The sequence below is a fragment of the Streptomyces sp. NBC_00016 genome (genome assembly GCF_045040885.1).
Lineage (GTDB): Bacteria > Actinomycetota > Actinomycetes > Streptomycetales > Streptomycetaceae > Streptomyces > Streptomyces coriariae.
Genome location: NZ_CP108304.1, coordinates 8143542 through 8169007, shown reverse-complemented (window position 1 = coordinate 8169007; position 25466 = coordinate 8143542). Strand labels below are relative to the sequence as shown.

25 protein-coding genes are annotated in these 25466 nt (G+C 72.0%); 9 read left to right on the top strand and 16 right to left on the bottom strand.

What is annotated here, in order from left to right; genetic code table 11:
• Positions 1-117: 117 nt before the first annotated feature.
• The gene (locus OG933_RS36185) at positions 118-1449 is read right to left on the bottom strand and encodes an aminotransferase class I/II-fold pyridoxal phosphate-dependent enzyme (protein WP_405631102.1); all 1332 of its coding nucleotides are present in this window, start codon (positions 1447-1449) and stop codon (positions 118-120) included.
• Between the two features lie 35 nt (positions 1450-1484).
• Here OG933_RS36185 and OG933_RS36180 point away from each other — a divergent pair, with 35 nt between their 5' ends.
• Both OG933_RS36180 and OG933_RS36175 read left to right on the top strand, forming a co-directional pair.
• Positions 1485-2168, top strand: coding sequence for a pyridoxamine 5'-phosphate oxidase family protein (locus OG933_RS36180; RefSeq protein WP_362529270.1), 684 nt, complete (start codon positions 1485-1487; stop codon positions 2166-2168).
• Positions 2168-2800, top strand: coding sequence for an FMN-binding negative transcriptional regulator (locus OG933_RS36175; RefSeq protein ID WP_405631099.1), 633 nt, complete (start codon positions 2168-2170; stop codon positions 2798-2800). The genes OG933_RS36180 and OG933_RS36175 overlap by 1 nt, the downstream gene beginning before the upstream one ends.
• A 61-nt stretch (positions 2801-2861) precedes the next feature.
• Here the strand turns inward: OG933_RS36175 and OG933_RS36170 are convergent, their stop codons facing one another.
• Both OG933_RS36170 and OG933_RS36165 read right to left on the bottom strand, forming a co-directional pair.
• On the bottom strand, positions 2862-3866 hold the full coding sequence (locus OG933_RS36170; protein WP_405631097.1) for an EamA family transporter: 1005 nt from the start codon (positions 3864-3866) through the stop codon (positions 2862-2864).
• A gap of 107 nt (positions 3867-3973) precedes the next feature.
• Positions 3974-4534: a Clp protease N-terminal domain-containing protein gene (locus OG933_RS36165; protein WP_405631094.1), complete on the bottom strand. Its 561-nt coding sequence runs from the start codon at positions 4532-4534 to the stop codon at positions 3974-3976.
• A 258-nt stretch (positions 4535-4792) separates the two neighbouring features.
• Here OG933_RS36165 and OG933_RS36160 point away from each other — a divergent pair, with 258 nt between their 5' ends.
• Positions 4793-5221, top strand: coding sequence for an SRPBCC family protein (locus OG933_RS36160; RefSeq protein ID WP_362271720.1), 429 nt, complete (start codon positions 4793-4795; stop codon positions 5219-5221).
• A 91-nt stretch (positions 5222-5312) separates the two neighbouring features.
• On the opposite strand, the gene OG933_RS36155 is transcribed toward OG933_RS36160, so the two are convergent.
• On the bottom strand, positions 5313-5954 hold the full coding sequence (locus OG933_RS36155; RefSeq protein ID WP_405631090.1) for a PadR family transcriptional regulator: 642 nt from the start codon (positions 5952-5954) through the stop codon (positions 5313-5315).
• 187 nt (positions 5955-6141) lie between these two features.
• Between OG933_RS36155 and OG933_RS36150 the strand changes: the two genes are divergently transcribed.
• Positions 6142-6945, top strand: coding sequence for an SDR family NAD(P)-dependent oxidoreductase (locus tag OG933_RS36150; protein WP_405631088.1), 804 nt, complete (start codon positions 6142-6144; stop codon positions 6943-6945).
• A gap of 76 nt (positions 6946-7021) precedes the next feature.
• On the opposite strand, the gene OG933_RS36145 is transcribed toward OG933_RS36150, so the two are convergent.
• The 7 genes from OG933_RS36145 to OG933_RS36115 form a co-directional block, all read right to left on the bottom strand.
• Positions 7022-7861 carry a class II glutamine amidotransferase gene (locus OG933_RS36145; protein ID WP_362529284.1) on the bottom strand — a complete coding sequence of 280 codons (840 nt, stop codon included), beginning with the start codon at positions 7859-7861 and terminating at the stop codon, positions 7022-7024.
• Between the two features lie 82 nt (positions 7862-7943).
• A complete protein-coding gene (locus tag OG933_RS36140; RefSeq protein WP_020132813.1) occupies positions 7944-8378 on the bottom strand; it encodes a hypothetical protein in 435 nt (144 codons plus the stop codon).
• Positions 8379-8404: 26 nt separating this feature from the next.
• Complete coding sequence (locus OG933_RS36135; RefSeq protein WP_362271725.1) at positions 8405-8833, bottom strand: SHOCT domain-containing protein; 429 nt, start codon at positions 8831-8833, stop codon at positions 8405-8407.
• A 109-nt stretch (positions 8834-8942) separates the two neighbouring features.
• Positions 8943-9629, bottom strand: a complete 687-nt coding sequence (locus tag OG933_RS36130) for an HdeD family acid-resistance protein (protein ID WP_362529288.1) — start codon at positions 9627-9629, stop codon at positions 8943-8945.
• Between the two features lie 45 nt (positions 9630-9674).
• Positions 9675-9872: a hypothetical protein gene (locus tag OG933_RS36125; RefSeq protein WP_020132810.1), complete on the bottom strand. Its 198-nt coding sequence runs from the start codon at positions 9870-9872 to the stop codon at positions 9675-9677.
• Between the two features lie 155 nt (positions 9873-10027).
• The gene (locus tag OG933_RS36120) at positions 10028-10546 is read right to left on the bottom strand and encodes a hypothetical protein (protein WP_362529290.1); all 519 of its coding nucleotides are present in this window, start codon (positions 10544-10546) and stop codon (positions 10028-10030) included.
• 188 nt (positions 10547-10734) lie between these two features.
• Entirely contained in the window at positions 10735-13455 is a 2721-nt protein-coding gene (locus OG933_RS36115; protein WP_405631083.1) for a LuxR C-terminal-related transcriptional regulator, read from the bottom strand.
• A gap of 638 nt (positions 13456-14093) precedes the next feature.
• On the opposite strand from OG933_RS36115, the gene OG933_RS36110 reads away from it, so the two are divergent.
• Positions 14094-14903: a PhzF family phenazine biosynthesis protein gene (locus OG933_RS36110; protein WP_405631080.1), complete on the top strand. Its 810-nt coding sequence runs from the start codon at positions 14094-14096 to the stop codon at positions 14901-14903.
• A 31-nt stretch (positions 14904-14934) separates the two neighbouring features.
• Here OG933_RS36110 and OG933_RS36105 read toward each other — a convergent pair whose 3' ends face one another.
• Positions 14935-15714, bottom strand: a complete 780-nt coding sequence (locus tag OG933_RS36105; protein ID WP_028807327.1) for a CPBP family intramembrane glutamic endopeptidase — start codon at positions 15712-15714, stop codon at positions 14935-14937.
• A gap of 208 nt (positions 15715-15922) precedes the next feature.
• On the opposite strand from OG933_RS36105, the gene OG933_RS36100 reads away from it, so the two are divergent.
• Entirely contained in the window at positions 15923-17695 is a 1773-nt protein-coding gene (locus tag OG933_RS36100) for a substrate-binding and VWA domain-containing protein (RefSeq protein WP_405631076.1), read from the top strand.
• Positions 17696-17959: 264 nt separating this feature from the next.
• On the opposite strand, the gene OG933_RS36095 is transcribed toward OG933_RS36100, so the two are convergent.
• The gene (locus tag OG933_RS36095) at positions 17960-19477 is read right to left on the bottom strand and encodes a glutamate--cysteine ligase (protein ID WP_405631073.1); all 1518 of its coding nucleotides are present in this window, start codon (positions 19475-19477) and stop codon (positions 17960-17962) included.
• Positions 19478-20049: 572 nt separating this feature from the next.
• Between OG933_RS36095 and OG933_RS36090 the strand changes: the two genes are divergently transcribed.
• The 3 genes from OG933_RS36090 to OG933_RS36080 all read left to right on the top strand — a co-directional run bounded on the left by OG933_RS36090 (position 20050) and on the right by OG933_RS36080 (position 22497).
• Positions 20050-20640 carry a hypothetical protein gene (locus tag OG933_RS36090; protein ID WP_028807326.1) on the top strand — a complete coding sequence of 197 codons (591 nt, stop codon included), beginning with the start codon at positions 20050-20052 and terminating at the stop codon, positions 20638-20640.
• Positions 20641-21014: 374 nt separating this feature from the next.
• Positions 21015-21203: a DUF5999 family protein gene (locus tag OG933_RS36085; RefSeq protein ID WP_020132802.1), complete on the top strand. Its 189-nt coding sequence runs from the start codon at positions 21015-21017 to the stop codon at positions 21201-21203.
• A 226-nt stretch (positions 21204-21429) separates the two neighbouring features.
• Positions 21430-22497: a LacI family DNA-binding transcriptional regulator gene (locus OG933_RS36080; protein WP_405631070.1), complete on the top strand. Its 1068-nt coding sequence runs from the start codon at positions 21430-21432 to the stop codon at positions 22495-22497.
• On the opposite strand, the gene OG933_RS36075 is transcribed toward OG933_RS36080, so the two are convergent.
• From OG933_RS36075 to OG933_RS36065, 3 genes are all read right to left on the bottom strand, one after another.
• A complete protein-coding gene (locus tag OG933_RS36075; protein WP_362529311.1) occupies positions 22490-23563 on the bottom strand; it encodes an endo-1,4-beta-xylanase in 1074 nt (357 codons plus the stop codon). The genes OG933_RS36080 and OG933_RS36075 overlap by 8 nt on opposite strands.
• Before the next feature lie 50 nt (positions 23564-23613).
• A complete protein-coding gene (locus tag OG933_RS36070) occupies positions 23614-24378 on the bottom strand; it encodes a carbohydrate ABC transporter permease (protein WP_362529355.1) in 765 nt (254 codons plus the stop codon).
• Positions 24379-24461: 83 nt separating this feature from the next.
• Positions 24462-25460, bottom strand: coding sequence for a sugar ABC transporter permease (locus OG933_RS36065; protein WP_362529314.1), 999 nt, complete (start codon positions 25458-25460; stop codon positions 24462-24464).
• Positions 25461-25466 lie beyond the last annotated feature (6 nt).

The window sequence follows — 25466 nt, the reverse complement described above, 5'->3', positions numbered from 1 at the left end:
GGGCCCCCGCCGACCCGATCGGCGCGGGCGGCAGCGCCCTGCGGCACCGCCGGGTGGATGCGAAACCCACGACGACCCGGCACCCGTCGAGACCGCTCCGCGCAGCGCCTTCGCGCCCTAGACGTACCCGCGGGTGCCGCCCACCCGTACCGCGGAGGCGACGGCGTCCGCCAGTGGGCCGACCTCGTCCCGGGCCAGCGTCGACACGGTGATCCGGATCCCCGGCGGGGCCTCGACCCGGAACCGCGCCCCGGGCGCGACGGCCCACCCCGCCTGGAGCAACCGGGCGACGGCCCCCGTCTCGTCCGGCACGGGGATCCACACGTTCATCCCACTGCGGCCGTGCGCCTCGACCCCCCGCCCGGCCAGCGCCGTGATCAGCGCGTCCCGCCGGCTCCCGTACGCCTCGGCGACCGCCCGCGCGTCCACCGCGCCGTCGGCCCACAGCCGCAGCACCGCCCGCTGGGTGATCCGGCTGACCCACCCGGGTCCGAGCCGCTGCCGCCCGCGCACCCGGTCGAGGGTGACCTCGTCCCCGGTGAGCACGGCGAACCGCAGGTCGGGGCCGTACGCCTTGGCCACCGAGCGCACGAACGCCCAGTGCCGGGTGACGCCCGCGAGGGGGTGCAGAGGGAGGTCGACGATGCCATGACCGTGGTCGTCCTCGACGAGCACGGTCTGCGGGTGTTCCCGCAGCACGGCACGCAGGGCACGCGCGCGTACGGCACTCACCGCCGCGCCGGTCGGGTTCTGCGCGCGGTCGGTGACGATCAGGGCGCGCGCCCCGGCCTCCAGGGCATGCCGCACCTGCTCGGGCAGCGGGCCGTCGTCGTCGACGCCGACCGGGACCGGGCGCAGCCCGAGCGCCGGGACGAGGTCGAGCAGGGAGCCCCAGCCGGGATCCTCGACGGCCACGGTGTCGCCCGGCCTCACATGCGCGGCGAGGACGCGTTCGATCGCGTCCAGCGAACCGGAGGCGACGGCCACCGGTCCGGCCGGCACGCCGTCCGCGTCCAGTTCGGCCCGCGCCAGCCGCGCCAGCTCGGGCTCCAGCGGAGCGTGTCCGTACAGGACCGGCTCCCGGTCGCCCTGCGCGGCGGCCCACGCGAACGCCGGCGCCAGCGGTGGCAGCAGCGCGGTGTCCGGGTTGCCCGCGGCCGCGTCCCGTACACCCTCGGACACCTCGACCCGGAGGAACTCGCGCCCGGTCGTCGCGGGCTTCGACCGCACCCGGCTGCCTCGCCTGCCGTCGGTCTCGATCACTCCGCGCTCCCGCAGGGTGCGATACGCGGCCGCGACGGTGTTCGGGTTCACCCCCAGCGCCGTCGCCAACTCCCTCATGGGAGGCAGCAGTTGCCCAGGAATCAGCTCACCCGCGCCCACCGCCGTCTCGATGCTCGCGGAAATCTCCGCTGCACGCCGGCCCCTGATCGGATATTCTCCTAGCACAAAGCCTATTATGCACTAGTGCAATGGAGAACGCCATGCAGGGGACCCCGGAGACGACGACACGGACCGCCGCCTACACCCCGACCGACCGCACGATCCCCACGCGGTCCGCGCAGAAGGCCTCGTACGACAGGGATCTCGTGCACGCGATACTCGACGAGGGCTACGTCTGCCACCTCGGTTTCGTCCGCGACGGCGCGCCGGTCGTGCTGCCGACCCTGTACGGCAGGGTCGGCGAGACGCTCTACGTGCACGGCTCCACGGGTTCGCGCCCGCTGCGGATGACGGGGCAGGCGGACCCGGGGCTGCCGGTGTGCCTGACGGTGACGCATGTCGACGGTCTGGTGCTGGCCCGCTCGGCCTTCCACCACTCGATCAACTACCGCTCGGTCGTGGTGCACGGCATCGCGCACGACGTGACGGACCCGCAGGAGAAGCTCACCGCGCTCGACGCCCTCGTCGACCATGTCGTCCCGGGCCGGGCCGCCGACTCGCGCCCCGCCAACAAGAAGGAGCTGGCGGCGACCGCGGTGATCCGCCTCGACCTGAACGAGGTCTCGGCCAAGACCCGCACCGGCGGGGTGAACGAGGAACCTGAGGACCTCACCCTCCCCCACTGGGCCGGCGTGCTCCCGCTGCGCAAGGGCTACGACGCGCCCCTCCCGGAGGCCGACCTCGCCCCCGGCATCGCGCTCCCCGACTACCTCGCGGTGCCGTGATGCTCATCCACCCCTGGGACGCGCCCCACGACGACGGCGAGTGGCGCACCTGGCTGTCCGCCCACGACTTCGGCCAGCTCGCCGTCAACGGCCTGCCGGGCGAGCCGCCGTTCGTCCAGCCGCTGCACTTCGCCTACGACCCCGACGCGGGCGAGGCGGTCACCCACCTGGCCCGCCCCAACCCGCTGTGGCCCGCCCTTGAGGCGGACCCGACCGTGATCCTGAGCGTGGTCGACGACTACGTGTTCGTACCCGGCCCGTGGCAGGCACCGCCGGGTGCCCCCGCCGAGCACGGCACCCCGACGAGCTTCTACGCGGCGGTGCAACTCCGCTGCACGGCTCACATCGTGGACGATCCGACCGGCAAGGCCGAGCTGCTCACACGCCAGTTGGGTCACTTCCAGCCCGAGGGCGGCTCCGCCCGGCCCACGGTCGGCGAGGCGCCGTACGGCCGTCTGCTCTCCGGCATCCGTGGTGTCCGGCTCGAGGTGACCGGCGTGCGGGCGAAGTTCAAGTACGCGGCCCACCGGCCGAGCGAGACCCAGGACCGCATCGCCGCCGGCCTGGCCGCCCGCGGCGGCCCACGCGACGCGGCGGCCGGCGAGCACCTGTCGCGACGACGCCGGGCATGACGCCCCGGGCTGACGTACGGGAGGGCGCGCGAAGGGCGGGCGCCCGGTGTGCACCGGGAGCCTAGGCAGCCGTTCCGCGGGCCGACAGCTCCCGTTCGGGACTGCCGCCGGCCACCGGCTCCGCGGCGCCCTTGGCCGGCGCGGACGACTGCGCGATGAAGGCGCCCAGGAGAACCACCGCCCCGCCCACGATCTGCGGTGCCGAGAGGTGCTCGCCGAGCAGCACCCACGCCAGGACCGTCGCGATGACCGCCTCCAGGCAGGCCACCACACCCGCGACCTGGGGAGAGAGCCGGCGCACGGAGACCACGCCGGTGACGTACGCGACCACCGTCGCGATGAGCACGATCCAGGCGAGCAGCAGCCAGGCGGGGACCTCGGTGCCGTTCATGCCCGCGGTGTGCGCGAGCGCGGACCAGTCCATGCCCCAGGGGCGGGAGACGGCGGTCAGGACGACGGCGCCCACGAGGAGGCCGTACGCGATGACACCGAGCGGATCGGGGGCGTCGTCCCCGGAGTCGCTGCCCTGGTCGGACAGGACGAAGTAGCCGACCTGACAGCAGGCGGCCGCGAGCGCGAGCAGCAGCCCGACGACGTCGAAACTCAAGCCCGTCCAGACCTCGACGACACAGGCCAGCCCGCCCACCGCGAGGACCACGCCGAGCGCGGCGGCGCGCGTCACCGGCCGCCGCTGCACGAATCGCACCCAGCCGAGCACCAGCGCGGGCGCGAGGTACTCGACGAGCAGCGCGACACCGACCGGGATGCGGGAGATCGCGGCGAAGTAGAACGCCTGCACCCCCGCCACGCCGAGCAGACCGAACCCGGCGAGCAGCGCCGGGCGGGTGCGCAGCAGGGCGCGGTGCCGTACGGCGAGCGGCAGCATCACCAGGGCCGCGCCGGTCACCCGCAGCCACACCACATGCAGCGGATCGAGGCCCGCCTCGATCAGCGGCTTGGCCGCGACCCCGGATCCGCCGAAGGCGATGGCCGACCCGATCGCCAGACCGAGCCCGATGCCCTTTCCGCGGTTGCCCTCACTGCTCACAGACGTATGCACCGGCACATGATGACAGGCGATGACATGAGCGTCATCCCCGTTGACACCTGTCTCATCGGCTGGACGGCCCGGCCGGCGGGCGAGGACGCCGGGCGAGGGCGGCCGGAGCGGGCTCAGCAGGCGCCTTCGCCGCCTCCCGCACGAGCCTCGCGCTCCTGCGGACCGTCCTCGATCCGTGCGCGCAGTGCGTGGATGTCGACGGCGGCGCGGGTCAGCACCTCGACGGCACGCGCCTGCGGGTCCGCGACGATCGCCGCGAGCAGGTCGACGCCCCGGGCCCGCGCTCCGTCGCGCCGGGCGGCCCTCACGCACGCGTGCTCCAGCGCGGCCGCGGCCAGTGGGGAGAGAGCCTCGATGACCGTCACGACGGGCAGGGTCCCGGAGTCCTCGACTCCGCTCTGCCAGCGCAGGCCGTAGCCGATGCTGCGCTGGACGAGGTAGCCGAGCAGCCGGGCGAGCTGAGGTCCGCCGTCGAAGGCTGCGCGCACCTGTGGGTCCTGCTCCAGGAGCGAGTGCAGCAGGTGGGCGGTGTCGATCTGCCGGTCCCCGTCCCGCACCGCCCTGCGACGGGCGGCGGCGAGCGCCGCCGCGGGCTCGGCGGCGAGCCTGGGGTCGTCGTCCATGCCGTGCGCCACCGGGTTGTGGGGCGACTGCCGGGAAGTACGGGATTGCACAACCCCACCCCATCAGTCCGGCCGGGCGCGGTCATCCCCGGCGGGGAGCATCTTCACGTCCCACACAGAGCGGACCCCTGCCGTCGGAATCTCCTCCCTACGGATGAGATCAGGCGCTTCCCCCACCGGGGCGCGCGCCGACTTGCCGCACGTCCCCTCCACATTTTCTGACGGTTCGTCAGTATTGAATGTTCGAGGCCCTGGAGCTACGTTCCGCGACACCGCAGCCCCAGTTGCCCGACACGAAGAGGTGGTCGCATGGCCGAAGTCAGCGCGGAGGCACGCATCCAGGCACCGGCCGAGAAGGTGTGGGCCCAGCTCACCGACTGGCCGGCGTACGGGGAGTGGAACGCGACCCACACCAACTTCCCCAAGGGCGGCCCCGAGACCCTCGAAGTGGGCGCGACCTTCCAGGAGAACATGAAGCTCATGGGGTTCCCGGCCGAGGTCGAGTGGACCGTGGCGGAACTGGAGCCCGCCCGACTGCTGGCCATTCGCGGGAAGGGCCCGATGGCGGTGTCCGTCACCACCCGCTACACCCTGACCCCCGACGGGGACGCCACGACGGTCCGCATCGACGGCGAGTTCACGGGCGCGGCAGTGTCGCTGATGGCGGGCAGGCTCAAGGACTCGGGCACGGCCGCACTGAACGAGTCGCTGCGCAAGCTGGGCGGACTGGTCGCCTGACCGGGCGAGGCGCCCGGCAGGCGAGGCGCCCGGCACACGAAGGCGCCCCGCGGATGACTCCGCGGGGCGCCTCGGCATCGCCGTACGGCGATCAGTCCTCGTCGGCGAGGATCAGGTACAGCTTCTTACGGGCGTCGTTGATGACCGTGAGCGCCTTTTCGCGCTGCTCCTTGCTGCCGGTCTTCCAGACCTGCCCGAAAGCCTCCATCAGGCCGAAGCCGGCCTGGCGGATCTCACTGAGAGCCTCCCAGTCGACCCCGCGCGAGGCCTCCTCCCAGGGGGCCTCGGGGCCCTCCTCGGCGGCCGTGCGGCCTTCGTCGGTGAGCGAGAACAGCTTCTTGCCGCCTTCGCTCTCACTGCTGATCAGGCCCTCGTCCTCCAGCAGTTGGAGGGTGGGGTACACCGAGCCCGGGCTGGGCTTCCACGCCCCGCCGCTGCGTTCGGCGATCTCCTGGATCATCTCGTAGCCGTGCATGGGCCGGCCCTTGAGCAGGGCCAGGATCGAGGCCCGTACGTCACCGCGCCGCGCCCTCCCCCTGGGTCCGCCACGCCCTCGTCCGCCCCAGGGGCCACCGAAGCCCGGCCCGAAGCCGGGACCGCCGGGGCCGAATCCCGGACCGCCGGGGCCACCCGGACCGAAGGGCCCGAAAGCCGCCCGCCGCCCGTCGAAGCTGCCGCGGCCACGCCGGGAGCCGTCCTGTCCATGTCCACGCTCGAATCCGTGGGTACGCATCGCAAACCACTCCTTCATTCCATCGTTGATCTGTCGCGATGCGTCAACGATATATCGGAACAGGTCGCTTGGCAAGGGTCCCGGGCGCCCCTGGGTGCGCAGGCCGTCCGAGCTGCGGAGACCGTCCGCCGTCCGAGGTGCGAGACCGTCCGCCGGCCGGGGTGCGGAGGCCGTCTAGGGTGCGGACATGACTTCCCGCAGCCCCTCGCACGGCACCCCGGACGCCTATCTCTCCGAACTGTTCTCGCTGGACGGCCGGGTAGCCCTGGTGACCGGCGGCAGTTCCGGCATCGGCCGGGCCATCGCCGGCGCCCTCGCCCGGGCGGGGGCGCGCGTGGTGATCGTGGCGCGCAAGGAGGCGGAGCTGGCCGCCACGATCGACGAGCTGACGGCGGACGGCTGCACGGCGGCCTGGGTGAGCGCCGACCTGAGCACCCGCGACGGGGTGCGCGCCGCCGCGGAGCAGGCGGCGGCGGTGTACGGCGAGCCCGACATCCTCGTCAACTGCGCCGGGATCAACCTGCGGCCGCCGATGGGCGAGCTGGGCGAGGAGGTGTGGGACGCCACGATGGCGGTGAACCTGGAGGCGCCCTATCTGCTGGGCCTGCGGTTCGGTCCCGGGATGGCCGAGCGCGGCTTCGGACGGATCATCCACATCACGTCCCAGCAGGCACACCGCGCGTTCGTCCAGAGCGGCGCCTACGGCGTCTCCAAGGGGGCCCTGGAGTCGCTGGCCCGCTCCCAGGCCGAGGCGTGGTCGCCGTACGGCGTCACCTGCAACACGTTGGTGCCCGGCTTCGTGCTGACCCCCCTCAACATGCGGCTGCAGTCCGACCCGGAGAAGGTGGCGGCGCTGGCCGCGCGCACGATGGTCGGGCGCAACGGCCTGGCCGAGGACTTCGCCGGAGCCGCGGTGTTCCTGGCCGGCCGCTCCTCCGGTTATGTGACGGGGCAGTCGCTCTTCGTCGACGGCGGCTTCTCCGTGCACTGATGTCCATGGATGTCCATGGCTGTCCAGGGCTGCCCAGGGACATCTACGGACTCCCTGTGCGGTGCCGCCGTACGAACTAGGCCGCCTGTGGGACGAAGTGGACGATGTCGTCCCCTCCGGGCTGCACCACGCCGTACGTGCTCTCGGGGACCTTGTTCCAGGCGCCGGGCATGTCGCCCAGGGGCTCGGAGACGATGAGCCGGGTCTCGTCGGACACCTCGCGCAGGAAGGCCAGGTCGGGGTGGAGCGACCGGAGCGTCTCCACCCGGGTGCTGTAGAACAGCGAGCGTGAGTCTCCCTGGCTGGAGTAGCGGAAGGCCCACAGCCGTTCTCCGTCGGTCACGGCGACCGTCATCTGGACCGGGTACTCCACCCCGTGTGCGTGGCCGGTGCGTTCCACCAGGCCGACCATCCGGGCGACGGCGCCCGGCGGATCCTCCTCCAGGCCGAGGGTGAGGGCCAGGAAGAACATCATCTCGGAGTCCGTCGACCCCTCGATGTCGAGGAAGAGCTGCGGGTCGACGGAGAGGGCGAGGTCCCGGCGCATCCGGTGGAAGTCGGCGATCGCGCCGTTGTGCATCCACATCCAGCGCCCGTGCCGGAACGGGTGGGAGTTGGTCTGCTGCACCGCCGAACCGGTCGAGGCCCGGATGTGCGCGAAGAACAGCGGTGAGCGGACGTGACCGGCGATCTCCCGCAGATTGCGGTTGCTCCACGCCGGGCCGATCTCCCGGACCACCGCGGGGGTCCCGTCGCCCGAGTCGGGCCCGTACCAGCCGACGCCGAAGCCGTCACCGTTGGTCGTCTCCACACCCATCTTGGAGTGCAGGCTCTGGTCGATCAGCGAGTGCTCCGGCCGGTAGAGAATCGTTTCGAGCAGGACAGGGGTTCCCGAGTAGGCGAGCCATCGGCACATCGTCTACCGCCTTCCTGATGATGCGGACGGGAGGGATTCCGGTCGATCGGTCCGGTCAGTCCGGTCAGTCCGGTCAGTCCGGTCAATCGGCAGGCCTGTCCGGCTTCACCACGCACAGCGCCCAGATGATGAACCCGGAGAACGCGATCATCACGACGGACCAGACCGGGTAGTACGGCAGGGAGAGGAAGTTGGCGATGACGATCAGCCCGGCGATGGCCACGCCGGCGACCCGCGCCCACGTCGCCGACTGGAACAGCCCCATGCTGACGATCACCGCGACCGCGCCCAGGGCCAGGTGGATCCAGCCCCAGCCGGTGAGGTCGAACGCGAAGACGTAGTTGCGGGTGGAGAGGAAGACGTCGTCCTCGGCGATCCCCATGATGCCCCGGAAGATGTCGAGCACTCCGGCGAGCATGAGGGTGACGGCGGCGAAGACCATCAGGCCTTCGGCCCAGTTCTGTTTGGCCGTGTGCCCCTTGGCCGACGGCGTGTGGGTGGGGTGTGTCGCTGTCATCCCGAAGCCTCGATTCGGTTTCGTGCTCAGTGGTGGGAGCCGCTCAGCACCATCTGCTTGGCCCTGTTGAACTCCTCGTCCGTGATGTCACCGCGGGCACGGATCTCCGAGAGCTTGGCGAGTTCGTCGACGCTGCTGGTGGGCGCCGAGCCCTTGGCGGTCTCGCGGACATAGCTGTCGAAGGCCTGCTGCTGGTCCCGCGCCTGCTTGATCTCCCGGCGTCCCATGTTCTTGCCCCGCGCGATCACGTAGACGAAGACGCCCAGGAAGGGCAGCACGATGCAGAACACCAGCCAGCCGGCCTTGGCCCAGCCGCTGAGTTCGTCGTCCCGGAAGATGTCCACGACGATCCGGAACAGCAGGACGAACCACATGACCCACAGGAAGAACACCAACATGGTCCAGAAGGCGCTCAGCAGCGGATAGTCGTAGGCGAGGTACGTGTCCCCACTCATCTCTTCCTCCGTTCCGGGCCGGGGCCCGTATGCCGTTGTGTGGCGATCTCAGCGTGCGTGCGAGCGGTCCCCGCGTCCTCACCCGGGACGGGTGAGTGCGTCGGCCGTCTCAGACCGTCCCCGCGGGAGTTCCCGGCTCCGCCGCCCGCGCCCGGCGCAGTGCGGCCCGCCAGGCGAAGGCGACCGCCGCCTCGACCAGGCCGAGCAGGACGAGCCACAGGCCGAGCAGCCGGGTCAGCGCCCGGGCCGACTCGGTGGGCAGGGCGAGCACCACGATCCCCGCGACGATGGCGAGCACGGCGGCGCCGAGCACGACTCCGCGGTGGGGCAGGTCCTTGGTGGCGAGCGCCGTGTAGAGGGTGAGGATGCCGGACACCAGCCAGAGGACCCCGACGATCAGTGAGAGCGTCGCGATGGTCTGCAGCGGGTTCCGCAGGCACAGCACCCCGGCGACGACGTACAGCACCGCCAGCAGGAGTCCGGTGATGCGTTCCCCGTGGTCGTCCCTCGCGAAGGCCGCGACGAACCGGAAGCCGCCGGTGACCAGCAGGTACAGGCCGATGAGGACCGCCAGGACGTGCAGGGTCTCGTCCGGCCAGACCAGGATCAGGATGCCCGGCACGAGCGTGGCGACCGCCGAGGCGAGGATCCATGTCCAGGAGCGCCCGAGCACGGCCAGTGTCCCGGCGGGATCGACGCCCACCGGCCCGGCAGCCGCCCCGCCCGGTGGCCGCTCATGGCCACCGAACGGGTCGTCCGGTCCGGTGTGCGGTGCGGGTCCAGGCGAAACGCTCATGACTCCTCCTCCTGCCCGGCCGGGTGCCTCTGGCGCCTCGGCACGTCACTCCGGCAGTTGACGCATCTCCAGGACCCGCAGCCCCAGGGACTGGCAGCGGGCCAGCAGCCCGTACAGGTGCGCTTCGTCGACGACGTACCCGAACAGGACGGTCTGACCGGACATGACCACATGGTCCAGTTCCGGAAAGACCCTGGTCAGTACCTCCGACAGGTGTCCGTCGACGCGGATCTCGTAGCGCATGAGCTGCTCTCCCGGGATGGCCTGGGACTGGCTGACTGCGCACTCACCCTGCGATCGTCCGCCCCCGGCGGGGCGGACGTCCTCACCCCGTGCAGGTGATACCTCCTGCGCCCCGGGTGCCGCCGGCGGCGTCCGTGCCGGCTCCTCTGGTGCGTCTAGTGCGTCAGGTAGAGCTTGAAGGAGATGATCAGCAACCCGAGCACGAGGTTCACCGTGGCCGTGACCCCCACCATCCGCCAGGAGGCTCCGGCCCGCCGTGCCGCCGCCGCCGACCAGCCCACCTGACCGGCCACGGCGACCGAGAGCGCGAACCAGAGCGCCCCCTCCAGGTCGAGTCCCAGCAGCGGGCTGACGGCCACGGCGACGGCCGGCGGGACCGCTGCCTTGACGATGGGCCACTCCTCGCGGCACACGTGCAGCACGGCCCGGCGGTTCAGGTTCCGCTGCACGAGCCGCGCCCCGAACAACTGGGCGTGCACATGCGCGATCCAGAACGCCACTCCGGTGAACAACAGCAGCAGCACGAGCTCCAGCCGGGGGAACGAGCCCAGGGTGCCCGCACCGACGATCACCGAGGCGGCGAGCATGGATCCGTAGACGCCGCCGGTGAAGTCGACGGCGTCCTGGCGGTCGGCACGCGTCCGAGCCTCCGTGACGTCTTCCGCCCTCGGCATCACGACCTCCCTCGACGAGCGGGACGAGTCAGATGAGTCAGATGAGTCGCACGGGCCGCACGGGCCGCACGGATCGGACAAGTCGGATGAGGGGGCCGCGGGCAGGTGTCCACACCCCCATCGCAGCGGAGAAGCCCGGTCGGCGCCTCACCCGCCACGGGCGAGCCTGAGGGGTCCGAGGGCCTCGGTCACAACAGGTTCAGCTCGCGGGCGCGGCGCACCGCGTCGTTGCGGCGGTTGACCGCCAGCTTGCGGTAGACGCTCTTCAGGTGGGTCTTGACGGTGTTCACGGAGACGTACAGGTCGGCGGCGATCTCCTCCGTCGACATCGTCAGGGCGAGCCTGCCCAGCACATCGCGTTCGCGTCCGCTCAGCTCCTCCACGAGCGGGAGCGGCGGGCCGTCGGACGCCACCGCTCCGGGGATGGCCCGGTCCGTCGCCGGTACCCGCGGTGCCATGGCGTCCAGGAACGGGCGGATCCACGGACCGGCCTCGACGAAGGGCCGTCGCAGCCCGTCCCGCCGCGCCTCGCGCAGGGCCTGGGCGACGAGTCGGCGCGAGCTGACCGCGTCCCCCGACTCGTCCGCCGCCTGTGCTCTCACCAGCAGGGCCCGGACGGTCACCGCGGGGCCCGCGCCGCCTTCGGACCGTACGCCGTCGAGCAGGTCGATCGCCTCCCTGGGTCGACCCGCCGCGAGCTGGGCCCGCGCGGCCCCCACCGCGCACGCCGGCTGCTCGTCGGACAGCGGCCGCAACACCTCGAAAGCGGTCTCCGGCCGGCCTCCCGCCAGATGCGCGGCGGAGACGACGAGCGCCGTCTGGCCCGCCGCCCAGGGGGAGATCACGGCGGCCGGCACCGCTCGTTCCGCCGCTTCGAGAGCGGCTCGGATGTCGCCGCGGGCCAGATGCAGACGGGCGGTCGCGATCGCCCGGCCCGCCTCCATGACCGGGTCCCGCAGCGCCGGGTACGACTCGGCCGCCTCGGCGAGAAGCGCCCGCGCCCGGCCCAGGTCGTCACGGTCCACGGCGACGGCGGCCAGCACCAGCCGCCCCATGCCGGAACCGGACGGCTGGGGCAGCCCGTACCGCTCCGTCTCGGTCACCGCCGCCCGGGCCTTCCGCTCCGCCCTGCCCAGCCAGCCGTTCAGGTAGTCGATCAGAGCCAGCCGACCGAGCGAGTCCTCGCGGGCGAGTGCCGTCGAAGCGCCCGCCGAGGCGCCTGCGACCCGTGACAGAGCGGCGGACGCGTCGTCGAACCGCCCCGCCCACAGGCGAGCCGAGCCCAGATGGGCCAGCAGCAGCGCGGTGAGCTCGGGATGCCTCTCCAGCAGGTGGGCGGGCGCCTGGTCGCACAGCGTCTCGGCAGCCGTCGCGGCCCGCTCCGCCCGCCCCGGCGCGCCGGTCAGCCGGGCGGCCAACGCCTCGAGCAGGGCGCAGCTCAAGCGGGCCGCCACCAGGCCGGGCTCCTCGCCTGCCGGACTCCACTCGGCGGTCAGTGCCTGTTCCGCCGCATCGCCGGGCCCGGCCGTCAGGCCCAGTTCGGCCGTCAGGCCCTGCTCGGCGCGACGCAGGTGCCTCAGGCCCCGGTCGAGATCGCGCCGGGACAGGTCGCCGGCGGCACGGACCAGGTCCGTCGCGGGGCCCGCGGCCTCCGGTCCCATCCGGGAGAACAGCTCGGCGAGTTCGTCGGAGCGCAGGCCGGTGAAGAGCCAGCCGATGGCGAGGTCGTCGATCAGGGCTCCGGCGGTGAACTCCCAGTCCCCCGCGGCGGCGCCCTGGCACAGCGTCTCCGTGAGGGCTCCGGAGCCCCGCAGCCAGTGCGCGGCCCGCCGGTGCAGTTCGGGCTCCAGGCCGGGTGAGCGCACCCGCAGATGGGCCTGGAGGATCTCGCCGAAGAGCGGGTGGAGGCGGTACCAGTCCTGGCCGAGATGCTCGACGAAGGCGTTCTCGCGGTAGAGCCCGGCGAGGATGGGCCCGGCGTCGGTGCGCTCCGTCAGCGCGTTCACCAGCTCGGGGCGGAACCGGTCGAGGACGCTGACCCGCAGCAGGAGGTCCTGTGTCTCGGGCGGCTGGCGTCTGAGCACCTCCGCGAGCAGGAAGTCGGCGACCGTGGTGCGGTCGGCCTCGAACTCCTTGAGATAGAGCTCCGGATCCGGGTTCTCCCGTGCGGCGAGGGCGCACAGCCGCAGTCCGGCGGCCCAGCCCCGGGTGCGCTCCACGAGACCGTGCGTCGCGTGCGCCGGAAGCCGCAGTCCGTGCAGGCCGAGGAGCTCGGCCGCCTCCTCGGCGGTGAACGCCAGCTCCGCGCCCCGGATCTCGGTCAGGTCGCCTGCCGCCCGGTAGCGGTGCAGGGGCAGCAGCGGCTCCGTACGGGTGACGAGGATCAGGCGCAGGCCGTCCCCGGCGTGGTGCAGAACGAACTCCAGCTGGTCCGCGATCTCCGGGTCGATCACCCGGTCGAACTCGTCGAGCACCACGATCACGGGCCGGTCGCGGGTGCTCAGCTCGGCGGCGAGCCGCGCCAGCAGGTTGGGGGGCACGCGGCTCGCGTCCGCGGGGCAGCCGATCTCTGCGGGCAGCGACGTCCCGCAGGCGCGCAGGGCATGCAGCAGGTACGCCCAGAACATGCCCGGGCCCTGCTCCGCCGCGTCCGTGGTGAGCCAGGCGACGGGCCGGTCACGGGCCGCGGCCCAGTCGGCGACCAGCAGCGTCTTGCCCGCGCCCGCAGCGCCGTTGACCATCGTCAACGGGGTGCGCAGCGCCTCGTCGAGATGCCTGACCAGCCGCTCGCGCCGCAGGAACGTCTCCGGCCGGGCCGGTATGACGAACCGAGTGCGCAGAAACGGATCGCCCTGCGGATCGGCGTAGGACGCCGCCGGATCGGTGCCGCTCTCCTCGAGCCCAGCCATGGCGCTCACCGCCCGTGGTCGTCAGGTCATGGGTCGCGCTCCTCACCCTCAGGATCCCAGGGTTTCGCCCCGGGTGCCCTGCGAGGCCCCCGCACGAGACGCCTCGGCGTGCCGGACGACGGACAGCGCAACCCGGCCACGGGCGCTGCCGGCACGAGCACCACAGACCCGGCCACGAAGGCCCGGCAGGGGGTCTGCGCACCCCCGCCACGACGTGCTCCGGGCAGGATCAGCGGCGAACCGGCCCCGGCATGTTCGCGACGACGCCCGGCGCAGACCCGGCCACGGCGGACGCCGAAGGGACCCGGCGCCGCGCCGCCATGACGTGCTCCCAGCAGCGCCGACGGCAAACCGGCCCCAGCATGCTCGCGACGACGCCCGGCGCACACCCGGCCACGGCGGACGCCGAAGGAACCCGGCGCCGCGCCGCCATGACGTGCTCCCAGCAGCGCCGACGGCAAACCGGCCCCAGCATGCTCGCGACGACGCCCGGCGCAGACCCGGCCACGGCGGACGCGCGGCGAGGCCCGGCGCATGCCCGGCCGAGGCCCATTCGCGGCGAAGCCCGGGGGAATCCGGGCCAGGACTCTCGGATTGGCCTTGGTCGGCGGCTGTGCCCAGCGCCTACCGTCACCGGCATGCGCATTCGAATCGTCGACGCCTTCACCGACCGCCCCTTCACCGGCAACCCGGCCGGCGTCCTGCTCCTGGACGCCTTCCCGGACGACAACCGGCTCCAGAACGTGGCCCTGGAGGTCAACCACGCCGAGACGGCGTTCGCCCACCCGCTCCCCGAGGGCGGCGAGGCGGACTGGGCCCTGCGCTGGTTCACGCCCGTCGCCGAGGTCGACATGTGCGGCCACGCGACACTCGCCACGGCCCATGTCCTGCACACCACGGGCGCCCACGAGGGCCCGGTGCGCTTCGCCACCCGCAGCGGTGTCCTCGTCGCGACGCCGGCCGAGGACGGCTCGATCACCCTGGACTTTCCGACCGCCCCGCTGACCAGGGTCGAGATCCCGGCCGGGGTCGCGGACGCCCTGGGCGCCGAACCGCTTGCGTGTGTCGACACCGGCCCGCACGTCGGCGACCTGCTGGTCGAGCTGGCCGACGAGAAGACCGTCCACGCCCTGCGGCCCGACCACAAGGCCCTGGGCGCCCACTCCCGCCGCGGCATCATCGCGACCGCCCGCGCCGAGAACCCGGACCTGGGATACGACTTCGTCTCCCGCTGCTTCTTCCCGAACGTCGGCATCGACGAGGACCCGGTGACGGGCAGCGCGCACACCGCCCTGGCGCCCTACTGGGCCGAGCGGCTCGGCCGCACCGCCCTGACCGGCCTCCAGGCCTCGCCCCGGGCCGGCCGGGTCCGCACCGAACTGTGCGGCGAGCGCACCCTGCTGAGCGGCCGAGCGGTCACGGTCATCGAGGGCGAACTGCTCGCCTGAGTGCTGTCCGGCGGGGACACCCGGGGCCGGCTCACGCCGTCGGCAGCCACCCCACCTTCCCCGCCAGCAGCGCGTATCCCACGAAGGCTCCGATGTCGAGCAGGGAGTGCGCCACCACCAGGGGACCCACCCGGCCCCAGCGCCGGTAGAGGTAGACGAACACCACACCCATCGCCATGTTGCCGAGGAAGCCGCCGATGCCCTGGTAGAGGTGGTAGGAGCCGCGCAGCACGGCGCTGGCCACGAGCGCGGTGCCCGGAGTCCAGCCCAACTGCCCCAGCCGGCGCAGCAGATAGCCGACGACGATGACCTCTTCGAGGATCGCGTTCTGCATCGCGGACAAGATCAGCACGGGGTACTTCCACCACACGTCGGGCAGCGCCTCCGGCACCACCGTGAGGTTGAAGCCGAGGCCGCGCGCCGCCAGATAGAAGGCGATGCCGGTGCTGCCGATCACCGCCGCGATCGCCGCCCCGCGACCGAGGTCCGGCCAGGGCCGGGTGCGGTCGAAGCCCAGGGTCCGCAGCCCCTGGCCCTCGCGCATCAGGAAGTGCGCGACCAGGGCCACCGGGACGAGCGCCTTGGCGATCCAGAACAGCTGCCAGGCGAGATCGAGCCATGGACGACCGGGCGCGGCCGAGGCGTTGAGGGTCGCCGCCTGGTCCTTGAGGCCGCCCGGCTCGGTGACCGATCCGACAAAACTGATCAGGGCCGACACACCGCTCGCACCGAGCGAAACCCCCAGAACGAGCAGTGTCTCATTGCGGAAAATCCGTCGCGAGAGCTGCTCCCGCGGAAAAGAATCAGCCACCTACCCTGCCTCCACCTGCACACTTGCCTCCAGTTGCGTAAACCCGCCGCATCCCCACCCCTGCCTCGCTAGGGTCTCGAAAGAAGTTACGAAGATCGTGCGTGACAGGCCGTCCGGGGGGACGGGCGCCGTACGGGGCGTACCTCCCCTTCGCAGGCCGTGCGGCGGAAATCCGCCACAGGGGCCGACAGGGAGGGGCACCACCGACATGGGACGTCACAGCTTGCCCGATCAGTACGGGGCGGGCGGCAGCGACCCCCGTCCTCGGATCCGCCGCCGCACCGTGGCCCTCGCGACCGCCCTCGTGCTCACGGTCGCCGGGGGTGCCGCGGCCGCCGTGCGCAGCGGATTACTCTCCTTCGGCTCGTCCTGCCGCGACCACCCCGTACGACTGACCGTGGCCGCCTCCCCGGACGTGGCCCCGGCGCTCACGGTCGCGGCGAAGCGGGCCGAGGACAGCGGCCTCACCTCCGACGGACAGTGCCTCGAGATCGGCGTCACGGCGCGCGAGTCGTCCAACGTCGCCGAGACGCTGGCGGCGGGCAAGGACCCGGACGCGCAGGTGTGGGTGGCCGACTCGGACCTGTGGGTTCAGCGGATCACCGCCAACCGCAAGGCGACCCGGGTGACCCCGGTGGGCAACGTGGCCTCCACCCCCGTCGCGGTGGCGATGGTCCCGGCGGCCGCGAAGTCGCTGGGCTGGCCGAAGAAGACGTACTCCTGGCTGGAGCTGGCCGGGGCCACCCTTCAGGACGGCTCCTTGCGGCTGGGCGCGGCCGATCCGGCGCGCAGCGCGACCGGGCTGCTCGCGCTGACGCAGATCGGCGCCGCCGCGGCCGGCGTCAAGGACGGGGACACCCAGGCCGCCGCCCTGATGAAGACGCTGTCCCAGCGGACGTCGGACACCGACGCCCAGGTCCTGGACACGCTGCCGCGCGATGCCTCGGGCGCCGAGCAGGGCAGTCCCCGGCGCAACCGGGCGGTCGTCGTCACCGAGCAGGCCTCGTTCACGCACAACGCGTCGGCGGACGCGGGCACCGGCCTCGACCTGTTCTATCCGAAGGACGGCTCACCGCGGCTCGACTACCCGTACACGCTGGTCGACAAGACCCGGCTGAGCACCGACGAGAGCCGGGCGGCGATCCGGTTCATGACCTTTCTGCGCCGCCCCGAGCAGCAGAAACTCCTCCAGAAGCACGGCTTTCGGACGTCCGACTACGACGCCCCGCAGACCCTGGTGGCCGCGGCCGGCGGCAGCGGCCCGCAGCCGTTCGCCGAGCCCGCCGCCCGGCCCGCGTCGGACACGGCCGTCGAGGAGACGCTGGGGACGTGGACGATCACGGTGCAGAGCGCCCGGCTCACCACGGTCGTCGACGCCTCCTCGTCCATGTCCGAGCCGGTCCCCGGGACGGGCCGTTCCCGCATGGACGTCACCAAGTCCTCGCTCCTCCAGGCCCTCGCCACCTTCACCCCGCAGGACGAGATCGGTCTGTGGGAGTTCTCCACCAAGCTGGACGGCGACAAGGACTACCGCGTCCTGGTCCCCACCGAACGGCTCGGCGACACCGCCGCCGGCGACACCCAGCGCGACAGGCTGTCGGCCGCTTTCGGCGACCTGTCTCCGGTCCCCGACGGCGCGACCGGCCTGTACGACACGACTCTCGCCGCGTACCGGCAGGCCACCGCCTCCTACGTGAAGGGCAAGTTCAACGCGCTGGTCATCCTGACCGACGGCGTCAACCAGGACCCGGGCAGCATCTCCCGCACCGCCCTCCTCACCGAACTCCGGAAACTCGCCAGCCCCGAACGCCCCGTCCCTCTCATCATGATCGCGGTCGGCCCCGACGCGGACCGCGAGGAGGCCGCCCAGATAGCCGGGGCGACGGGCGGCTCGGGCCAGTCGGTGACCGACCCCTCCCAGATCCACACGGTGATCCTCAAGGCGATAGTGGCAGCAGGAACCCAGGGCAACGAGGACTGATCCCCTCAAAAGCCCCCACGGGCCGACGCGAAACCCGCCCCCAGCAGGAATCCCCACCGTTCGGCACGAAACCCACCCGAGCCGGAATCTCCACCTGTCAGCACGAAAGCCCACCCGAGCCGGAATCCCCACCCGCTACCGACCCCACCCAGGGGCGCGGGGAACTGCGCGACCAGCCCCCACCGCCCCGCAGCCGACGAACCACCGAACTCCCCGGGGCTCCCGGGGATCCCGCGCTCCCGAGCCGCCGAACCCCACCCCGCCTCACCCCAAGGACGCAGGCTCCGGCAACCCCACAGGCCACGTATGCACCGGCTCCCCCAGATGCATCAGCTCCGCGTACCGCCGCGTGGTCGCCGCCAGCGCCGCGTCCCGCGACAACCCCGCCTCCACCGCCCGGTGGAACGTCGCCACCTGCCAGGTCGCCCCGTTGGTCCGCCGCCGGCACCGTTCCTCGATGACCCCCAGATAGAAGTCGCGGTCGGCCGGCTCCACGCCCCACCCGTCCAGCCCCGCCTCGGCCAGCGGCAGCAGCTCGTCCCGTACGAGACTCACCGCGTCCACCTCGGCCACGCCGCCCAGCCGCCCGCGCCGCGGCCACTGGAGCCGCGCCTCGATCCCGTACCGGCAGGCCGCGTCGAAGTTGGCCTCGGCCGCCTCGAACGGCAGCCGGGACCACACCGGCCGGGACTCCTCGGCCAGGGCCCGGACCACGCCGTAGTAGAAGGCCGCGTTGGCGACCACGTCGGTCACGGTCGGCCCGGCGGGCAGGACACGGTTCTCCACCCGCAGGTGCGGAACGCCGTCGGCGATGCCGTAGACGGGCCGGTTCCAGCGGTAGACCGTACCGTTGTGCAGGACGAGCTCGGCGAGCGAGGGCACCCCGCCCGCGTCCAGGACCTCCAACGGGTCCTCGTCGTCGCAGATCGGCAGCAGCGGCGGGAAGAACCGCAGGTTCTCCTCGAACAGCTCGTACGCCGAGCCGATCCATCGCTCCCCGAACCACGTCCGCGGCCGTACGCCCTGCGCCTGCAGCTCCGGCGGCCGGGTGTCGGTGGCCTGCTGGAACAGCGGGGGCCGCGACTCCCGCCACAGCTCGTGACCGAACAGGAAGGGCGAGTTGGCGCCGACGGCGATCTGCGCGGCGGTGACCGCCTGCGCGGCGTTCCACACCGCGGCGAAGCGGCCCGGCGTGACCTGGAGGTGCAGTTGCACGGAGGTGCAGGCCGCTTCGGGCACGATCGACTTCGAGGTGCACGACAGCCGCTCGACCCCGTCGATCTCCAGGACGAAGTCCTCACCCCGGGCGGCCACGATCTGGTCGTTGAGGAGCGTGTAGCGATCGACCTCGGAAAGGTTCGACGAGACCAGGTCGTCGCGGTCGAGCGTGGGCAGAATACCGATCATCACGATACCGGCGTCGACCTCGGCCGCCTTTCGGTGGGCATATGCCAGTGACGTACGGAGTTCTTCCGCGAGTCGATCGAATACCCGGCCCCCCAATCGATGTGGGGCTATGTTCACTTCCAGATTGAACATGGCGAGTTCTGTTTGGAAATCGCGGCTCGCGATCCTCTCCAGTACTTGCCCATTCAGCATTCTCGGCTGGCCGTCGGCACCCGCGAGATTCAGTTCGATCTCGAGCCCCATGAGGTTCTTGGGGCGGTCGAAGCGCTTCTGGGCCAGGAGCCGCTCGAGCCCCGTCAGGCACCGCCGGAGCTTGTCCCGGTAGTGCTGACGATCGGACAGGTCGAACGCGCCTGCCACGACCTTTTCCCCCATCGAAGCGTCCCTCCTCGCGTGGGCGGACCGGCGATCCCGGCCGCCGGATGATCCGGGTCAGGTGGGATGATGCCCAGCCGGGCCGATCGATAACGTCCCCCAGGCGGCCCGGCACCCGCTACGCTGACCGAAAGCCACCGGCGGTGACCGCTGGCACATTCACGGGGCATGCGGCCGAAGGCCCTTTCACGAAATACGGAACTCGTGAAAAACGCCGACTGAAATACGCCGACCGCGTGACACACATAAGCCGAGGTCATCGCCGCGCACCCCGCTCTGAATCGGGATGATTCACCCCTATCGCCGACCGAATGAACCCTTGCCGAGTGTCCCGGCATCGACTAGACGAAACACAGTCTGAACACATGTCGTATAAACTCCGCGAACAAGGCAGAGAAGGTTGGCGCCCACAGTCGAAGGAGCCTGTCGTCGAGGTGACGGCAGGCCGCTCGCGCACCCCCGCATCCCCAGACTCCGGTCCCTGCCTCTCCGACCTGTTCGAGAGCTAGCTGACAGCGCCGTCCGCCCACGCCCTCGCGCCACCGTGCCTGTCGAATGAGAGGCGACCCACCATGCCTTTGCATGTCCCCCCGGCTCCCGCGCCCGCCCTTCGCTCCGTCCTCATGGCACTCGGTTCCCCCACCGCGGTCCGCGAGGCTCGTACGCCCTCCCTGCGCACCGCTCAGGGTGATGTCACGCCCGAACTCCCGCTGCCCCTGCACGTCCTGGACCGGATCGCCCCCGAAGGCGTGGCCGCGACCCGGCTGGCCGGCTGGCGCTTCCTGATCCGCTGCGGCGACCGCGCCGTGGCCGCGGCCGAGACCCGGCTCACCCCGGACGGCTGGGCGTTCTCGCACTTCTTCGAAGGCCCGTACATCGCCTCCACCGAACGCGCCCTACGCCAGGCCGAGTCGACCGCCCAGCCGTTCCAGCCGCGGCTGCTGTCGGTGCCCGGGCTCTACATGCTCACCCTCTGGCTGCACGGGGACAGTTCGTCGGACGGCACCACGGGGCATCCCGCACCGACCGACCTCCTGGTGCCGTTGGCCCCGGCACCGCCGGGGATCGCCGCACACCGCGCGCACCGGGTCGCCGAGCTGCTTCCGCTGCTCACCCTCCGTGTCACCCCCGCGACCCCGCCGCTGCTCGGTTCACCGGCCTGACCGTTCGGCCACCCGACCGGTCGACCCCGCACCCCCGCACCCCCGCACCCCGTACCCCGTCACCGCGGCCCCGGTGGCGGGGTACGGCGCGGTCCGGTGACCCGAGAGCCTCCCGGGCGACGCGGACTAGCCCCATTCGGCCACCAGGAACCACCCGAAGTGACAGTGCGGTTGAGATGAACCGCCCGCGCGGGTGATGCGTCATGAACCTGTGAGAAGCGGTGCCGCGAAATCCCTGCGGAACGACCTCCGTGGGGCAACACTGGGTTCCGACGGACTTATCACAACGGGGGGCGGCCATGAACGACGTTTCACGCCGCGGAACAGACACCACAGCCATCTCAGACCTCACGCCAGAGCGGAAGTTCCCATCCATGTGCCAGCACCAGCCACCGTGCCCGACAGCGACCTCAGCCGACCGGGAATCCGCGCGCCTCACGGCGCACCACCCGGAGCAGGGCTGGAGCCTGCTGTGCAACGGCGTCCTGCTCTTCGAGGACACCGGTGAGCTCCTGCCGGACGGCCGGGTCATCGCCCCTCACCGGGTCGTGACCGCCGCCTGAGCCTCAGCCGGACGGCGCGGGACCGCCGTCCGCAGACATGAGGGGCCGGCCCGCGGAGACCACCGCGAACCGGCCCCGACGCGCGTTCACGGCCGCTCACTCCGCGTAGTCGCCCCGTCTCGGCCTGGTGCATACCCCCTGTATGTCTTCCCACGACCGCGCATGTTCCGGAAGACTTCTGGAAGTTTCGGCGCACCGTCCGGAACCACGCGACGGAGGTGGGGAAGTGACAGCGGACGACACCGTGCCCGTGTCCCGGGGCAGAATCACGATCACGGAGATCGCCCGCCAGGCCGGCGTCTCGGTACCGACCGTGTCCCGGGTCGTCAACGGCCGCTCCGACGTCTCCCCGGGAACCAGGGCCCGGGTCGAGGACCTGCTGCGGCAGCACGGCTACCGCAAGCGCCCCGCCGCCGCCCGCACCCGGGCCGCGCTGCTCGACCTGGTCTTCAACGACCTCGACAGCCCCTGGGCGGTGGAGATCATCCGGGGGGTCGAGGAGGTCGCCCACGCTGCCGGGGTGGGCACCGTGGTGTCGGCGATCCACGGCCGCTCGGGCGACGCCCGCGAGTGGATGCGCAACCTGCGCGCCCGCGCCTCCGACGGCGTCATCCTCGTCACCTCGGCCCTCGAACCCACCCTGCACGAGCAGTTGCGCATCCTGGGCGTCCCGCTGGTCGTCGTCGACCCGATGGGCTCCCCCGCCGTCGACACCCCGACCATCGGCGCCGCCAACTGGGCGGGCGGCCTGGCGGCCACCGAGCATCTGCTGTCGCTGGGCCACCGGAGGATCGGCCTGATCGCCGGACCGCCCCGGCTGCTGTGCTCCCGCGCCCGCTACGACGGCTACCGGGCCGCGCTGGAGGCGGCCGGTGTCGCCGTGGACGAGACCCTCGTCGTCCCCGGCGACTTCCGCCCCGAGTCGGGCTTCACCGGCTGCACCGCCCTGCTCGGCCTGCCCGAACCGCCGACCGCCTTGTTCGCGGCCAGCGACCAGATGGCGCTCGGCGCGATCGAGGCGCTGCGCCGGCGCGGGCTGCGGGCCCCGGAGGACATGAGCGTCGTCGGTTTCGACGACCTTCCGGAAGTGCGCTGGTCCGCCCCGCCGTTGACCACCGTCCGCCAGCCCCTCGCCGACATGGGCAAACTGGCCGCCCGCACCGTCCTGAGCCTGGCCCGCGGCGAGCGCCCCGACTCGCCGCGGGTGGAACTGGGCACGGAGCTGGTGATCCGCTCGAGCACCGCGCCGCCGCGCGGCGCCCAGGGCCTGTCCGGCCGGACGGGCCCTAGCTGAGCGCCTCCCGGATCGCCCGGTAGGCCGGCTTCGGCGCGAGCTGCTCGTCCCAGGGCAGCGCCGCGCCCTGGCCGGGGAAGAACGCCGGGATCCACGAGTACTTGTCGGTGTAGTCCCAGACGGTGATGCCGACGCACCGCCGCACCGCGAGGCACGCCTCGGTCATGTCCCGGTACCAGTCGGCCTGTTGGGCCAGCTTCTCGTCGGTCGCGGGCAGCAGCATCCGAACGTCGACCTCGGTGAGCGCGGTGTCCAGGCCGAGCCGGGAGAAGCGGCGGAGGTTGTCCTCCAGGGTCGTCGGATAGCCGTACTGGAGGGCGAGATGCGCCTGGAGGCCGACGCCGTCGAGCGGGACGCGCTGGGCCTTCAGCTCCTTGGCCAGGGCGTAGTAGGCGTCGCTCTTCGGGCCGACCGCCTCGATGTTGTAGTCGTTGAGGTAGAGCTTCGCCTTCGGGTCGGCCTGGTGGGCCCACCGCAGGGCGTCGGCGATGTAACCCGGGCCGAGGGTCTTGTAGAAGACCGTCTCGCGGTAGGTGCCGTCCTCGTTGAACGCCTCGTTGACGACGTCCCAGGCGTAGACCTTGCCCCGGTAGTGGCGTACCTCGGTCTGGATGTGGTTCTTCAGGACGGCCCGCAGCTCGTCCGCCGTCCACTCCTTGCCGGTCAGCCAGCCGGGCAGCTGGCTGTGCCAGACGAGGGTGTGGGCGCGGACCTTCTGGTGGTGGTCGCGCGCGAGGTCGACGATCTCGTCGCCTGCCGTCCAGTCGAAGACGCCCTGCTGCGGCTCGGTGGCGTACCACTTCATGCCGTTGCCCGGGGTGATCATGTCGAACTCCTCGCCCAGGATCTTCGTATAGGCGGTGTCGGTGAGTTCGGGGTTGTCGGTGGCGCTGCCGAAGTAGCGGCCGTGGCGCTGCGCGAGGTCGGCGAGGGTCGTCCGCGGCTTTCCGTGCGCCGGGCCCTCGTGCGCCTGGGCGGCCGGTCCGGTGGCGACACCGGAGGCGACCAGGACGGCTGCGAGGGCGCCGGCGAGTCTGAGCCGGGTGCGGGCGGCGGTGCTGGGCATGGTGCGACTCCTCACGGTAGGGGTGAGCCGTACGGGTCCGCGGGCGCGCGTCATCCCTTGGTGGCGCCGGCGGTGAGGCCGCCGACGAGCTGACGCTCGGCGACGGAGTAGAACGCCAGGGCGGGCACCATGGCGAGCACGAGGTAGGCGAAGACGCGCGCGTACTCCGCGGAGTACTGGCCCTGGAACTGCTGGACGCCGATCGGGACGGTCCACCAGGTGGGCTCGTTGAAGACCAGCAGCGGCAGCAGGAAGTTGTTCCAGCTGCCGACCACGGCGAGCACGGAGACCGTGCCGAGGGCGGGCCTGGCCATGGGCAGCAGGATCCGCCAGAAGAACTTCAGGGGCCCGCAGCCGTCGAGGGTGGCCGCCTCCTCCAGCTCGGCGGGGATCTCCCGGAAGAACCCGCGCAGGACCACGATGGTCATCGGCAGCCCGAAGGCGGCCTGCGGCAGGATCACGCCGAGCGGGTTGTCCAGCAGGCCCATCGACCGCAGCAGCAGGAACAGGGGCAGTGCCGCCACCGCGAAGGGGAACATCAGCCCCATCGTGAACAGGGTGAAGAGCACCTCCCGGCCGCGGAAGGCGAACCGGGCGAAGGAGAACGCGGCCAGCGCCGAGACCGCGACGACCACCACGGTCGTACCGGCCGCGATGAGCGTGCTGCTGCCGACGAGCTGCCAGAAGGAGCCGGAGCCGAGGATGTCCGTGTAGTTGGAGGTGACCCAGGGATCGGGCAGGCCGATGGGGTTGCGGGAGAGCTGGTCGGTGGACTTGAAGCCGGACAGCACGGCGTAGCCGAGCGGTACGGCCATCACCGCGCCGACGAGCCCGAGGACGAGGTGCAGGGGAAGCGTCCGGCCGGTACGGCGGGTGCTCCGGCCGGTCTCACGGGTTTTCACGCGCCGCCTCCTCGCATGGTCGTGGTGGCGCCCTGAAGGTCCCGGCGGAGCACGAACCGCTGGTAGGCGAGGGCGAAGACGAGACTGATACCGAACATGGCCACGCTGATCGCGCTGGCGTAGCCGACCTGGTAGCGCTTGAAGCCGTACTGGAACATGGTCACGGCCATCGTCTCGGAGTGGTGGTCGGGGCCGCCCGCGGTGACCACCCACACCAGGTCGAAGAGCTGGATCGAGCCGATGACCGACAGGAAGACGCTGATCCGCAGGGTCGGCGCGAGCAGCGGCAGGGTGACGTTGCGGAAGCGCTGCCAGGGACCCGCTCCGTCGATCAGGGCCGCCTCCGTCAACTCGGCCGGGATGGACTGGAGTCCGGCCAGGTAGAGCATCATGTGGAAGCCGAAGTACTTCCACGTCATGACCAGGAAGAGGGTGGCCATGACGGTGGAGGGGTCGGCGAACCACTGGCCGCCCACCCCGTCCAGACCGATCGCCCCCAGGACGTGGTCGGCGAGACCGTCGTCCGGGGCGAAGATCATGCTGAACAGCACGCCGGTGATCGCCTCGGAGAGGATGTACGGCGCGAAGAACAGCATCCGGTACACGGCCCGGCCGCGGATCTTCTGGTTGAGCGCGACCGCGAGGGCGAGCGCGAACGGCAGCTGGAGGACGAGCGAGAGCCCGACCAGGAGCAGACAGCGCCACAGGTCGCCCAGGAACACCGGGTCCTGGAAGAGCCGGGAGAAGTTGTCGCCGCCGATGTAGTCGTCGGGCATGCCGAAGCCGCCCCAGCGGAAGAACGAGGCGTACAGCGCGAAGAGCATCGGCAGCAGCACGAGCGTGCCGAAGAGCACCAGCGCGGGCACCTGGAAGCCGACGGCGGTGAGCCAGTGCCGCGCCCGCCGCCGCGTCCGGCTCCGGCCCGAGCCGGCGGACGGGGGCGGCGGGCCTACGTCCGGGCCGCTGCGCTTGTCCGGAAGGAAGGTGGAGGTCATCGCCTG

What these genes read in the sequence shown, in the direction of transcription:
- OG933_RS36155 (WP_405631090.1), bottom strand. Translation starts at nt 5,954, where the DNA reads ATGCGTACCCACGGATTCGAGCGTGGACATGGACAGGACGGCTCCCGG.
- OG933_RS36075 (WP_362529311.1), bottom strand. Translation starts at nt 23,563, where the DNA reads ATGCCCAGCACCGCCGCCCGCACCCGGCTCAGACTCGCCGGCGCCCTC.
- OG933_RS36125 (WP_020132810.1), bottom strand. Translation starts at nt 9,872, where the DNA reads ATGCGCTACGAGATCCGCGTCGACGGACACCTGTCGGAGGTACTGACC.
- OG933_RS36120 (WP_362529290.1), bottom strand. Translation starts at nt 10,546, where the DNA reads ATGCCGAGGGCGGAAGACGTCACGGAGGCTCGGACGCGTGCCGACCGC.
- OG933_RS36130 (WP_362529288.1), bottom strand. Translation starts at nt 9,629, where the DNA reads ATGAGCGTTTCGCCTGGACCCGCACCGCACACCGGACCGGACGACCCG.
- OG933_RS36070 (WP_362529355.1), bottom strand. Translation starts at nt 24,378, where the DNA reads ATGGCCGTACCGCTCGGCTACGCCGTGCTGTCCGGCTTCAAGTCCACC.
- OG933_RS36095 (WP_405631073.1), bottom strand. Translation starts at nt 19,477, where the DNA reads ATGGGGGAAAAGGTCGTGGCAGGCGCGTTCGACCTGTCCGATCGTCAG.
- OG933_RS36150 (WP_405631088.1), top strand. Translation starts at nt 6,142, where the DNA reads ATGACTTCCCGCAGCCCCTCGCACGGCACCCCGGACGCCTATCTCTCC.
- OG933_RS36090 (WP_028807326.1), top strand. Translation starts at nt 20,050, where the DNA reads ATGCCTTTGCATGTCCCCCCGGCTCCCGCGCCCGCCCTTCGCTCCGTC.
- OG933_RS36175 (WP_405631099.1), top strand. Translation starts at nt 2,168, where the DNA reads ATGCTCATCCACCCCTGGGACGCGCCCCACGACGACGGCGAGTGGCGC.
- OG933_RS36115 (WP_405631083.1), bottom strand. Translation starts at nt 13,455, where the DNA reads ATGGCTGGGCTCGAGGAGAGCGGCACCGATCCGGCGGCGTCCTACGCC.
- OG933_RS36085 (WP_020132802.1), top strand. Translation starts at nt 21,015, where the DNA reads ATGTGCCAGCACCAGCCACCGTGCCCGACAGCGACCTCAGCCGACCGG.
- OG933_RS36145 (WP_362529284.1), bottom strand. Translation starts at nt 7,861, where the DNA reads ATGTGCCGATGGCTCGCCTACTCGGGAACCCCTGTCCTGCTCGAAACG.
- OG933_RS36140 (WP_020132813.1), bottom strand. Translation starts at nt 8,378, where the DNA reads ATGACAGCGACACACCCCACCCACACGCCGTCGGCCAAGGGGCACACG.
- OG933_RS36065 (WP_362529314.1), bottom strand. Translation starts at nt 25,460, where the DNA reads ATGACCTCCACCTTCCTTCCGGACAAGCGCAGCGGCCCGGACGTAGGC.
- OG933_RS36110 (WP_405631080.1), top strand. Translation starts at nt 14,094, where the DNA reads ATGCGCATTCGAATCGTCGACGCCTTCACCGACCGCCCCTTCACCGGC.
- OG933_RS36100 (WP_405631076.1), top strand. Translation starts at nt 15,923, where the DNA reads ATGGGACGTCACAGCTTGCCCGATCAGTACGGGGCGGGCGGCAGCGAC.
- OG933_RS36160 (WP_362271720.1), top strand. Translation starts at nt 4,793, where the DNA reads ATGGCCGAAGTCAGCGCGGAGGCACGCATCCAGGCACCGGCCGAGAAG.
- OG933_RS36135 (WP_362271725.1), bottom strand. Translation starts at nt 8,833, where the DNA reads ATGAGTGGGGACACGTACCTCGCCTACGACTATCCGCTGCTGAGCGCC.
- OG933_RS36180 (WP_362529270.1), top strand. Translation starts at nt 1,485, where the DNA reads ATGCAGGGGACCCCGGAGACGACGACACGGACCGCCGCCTACACCCCG.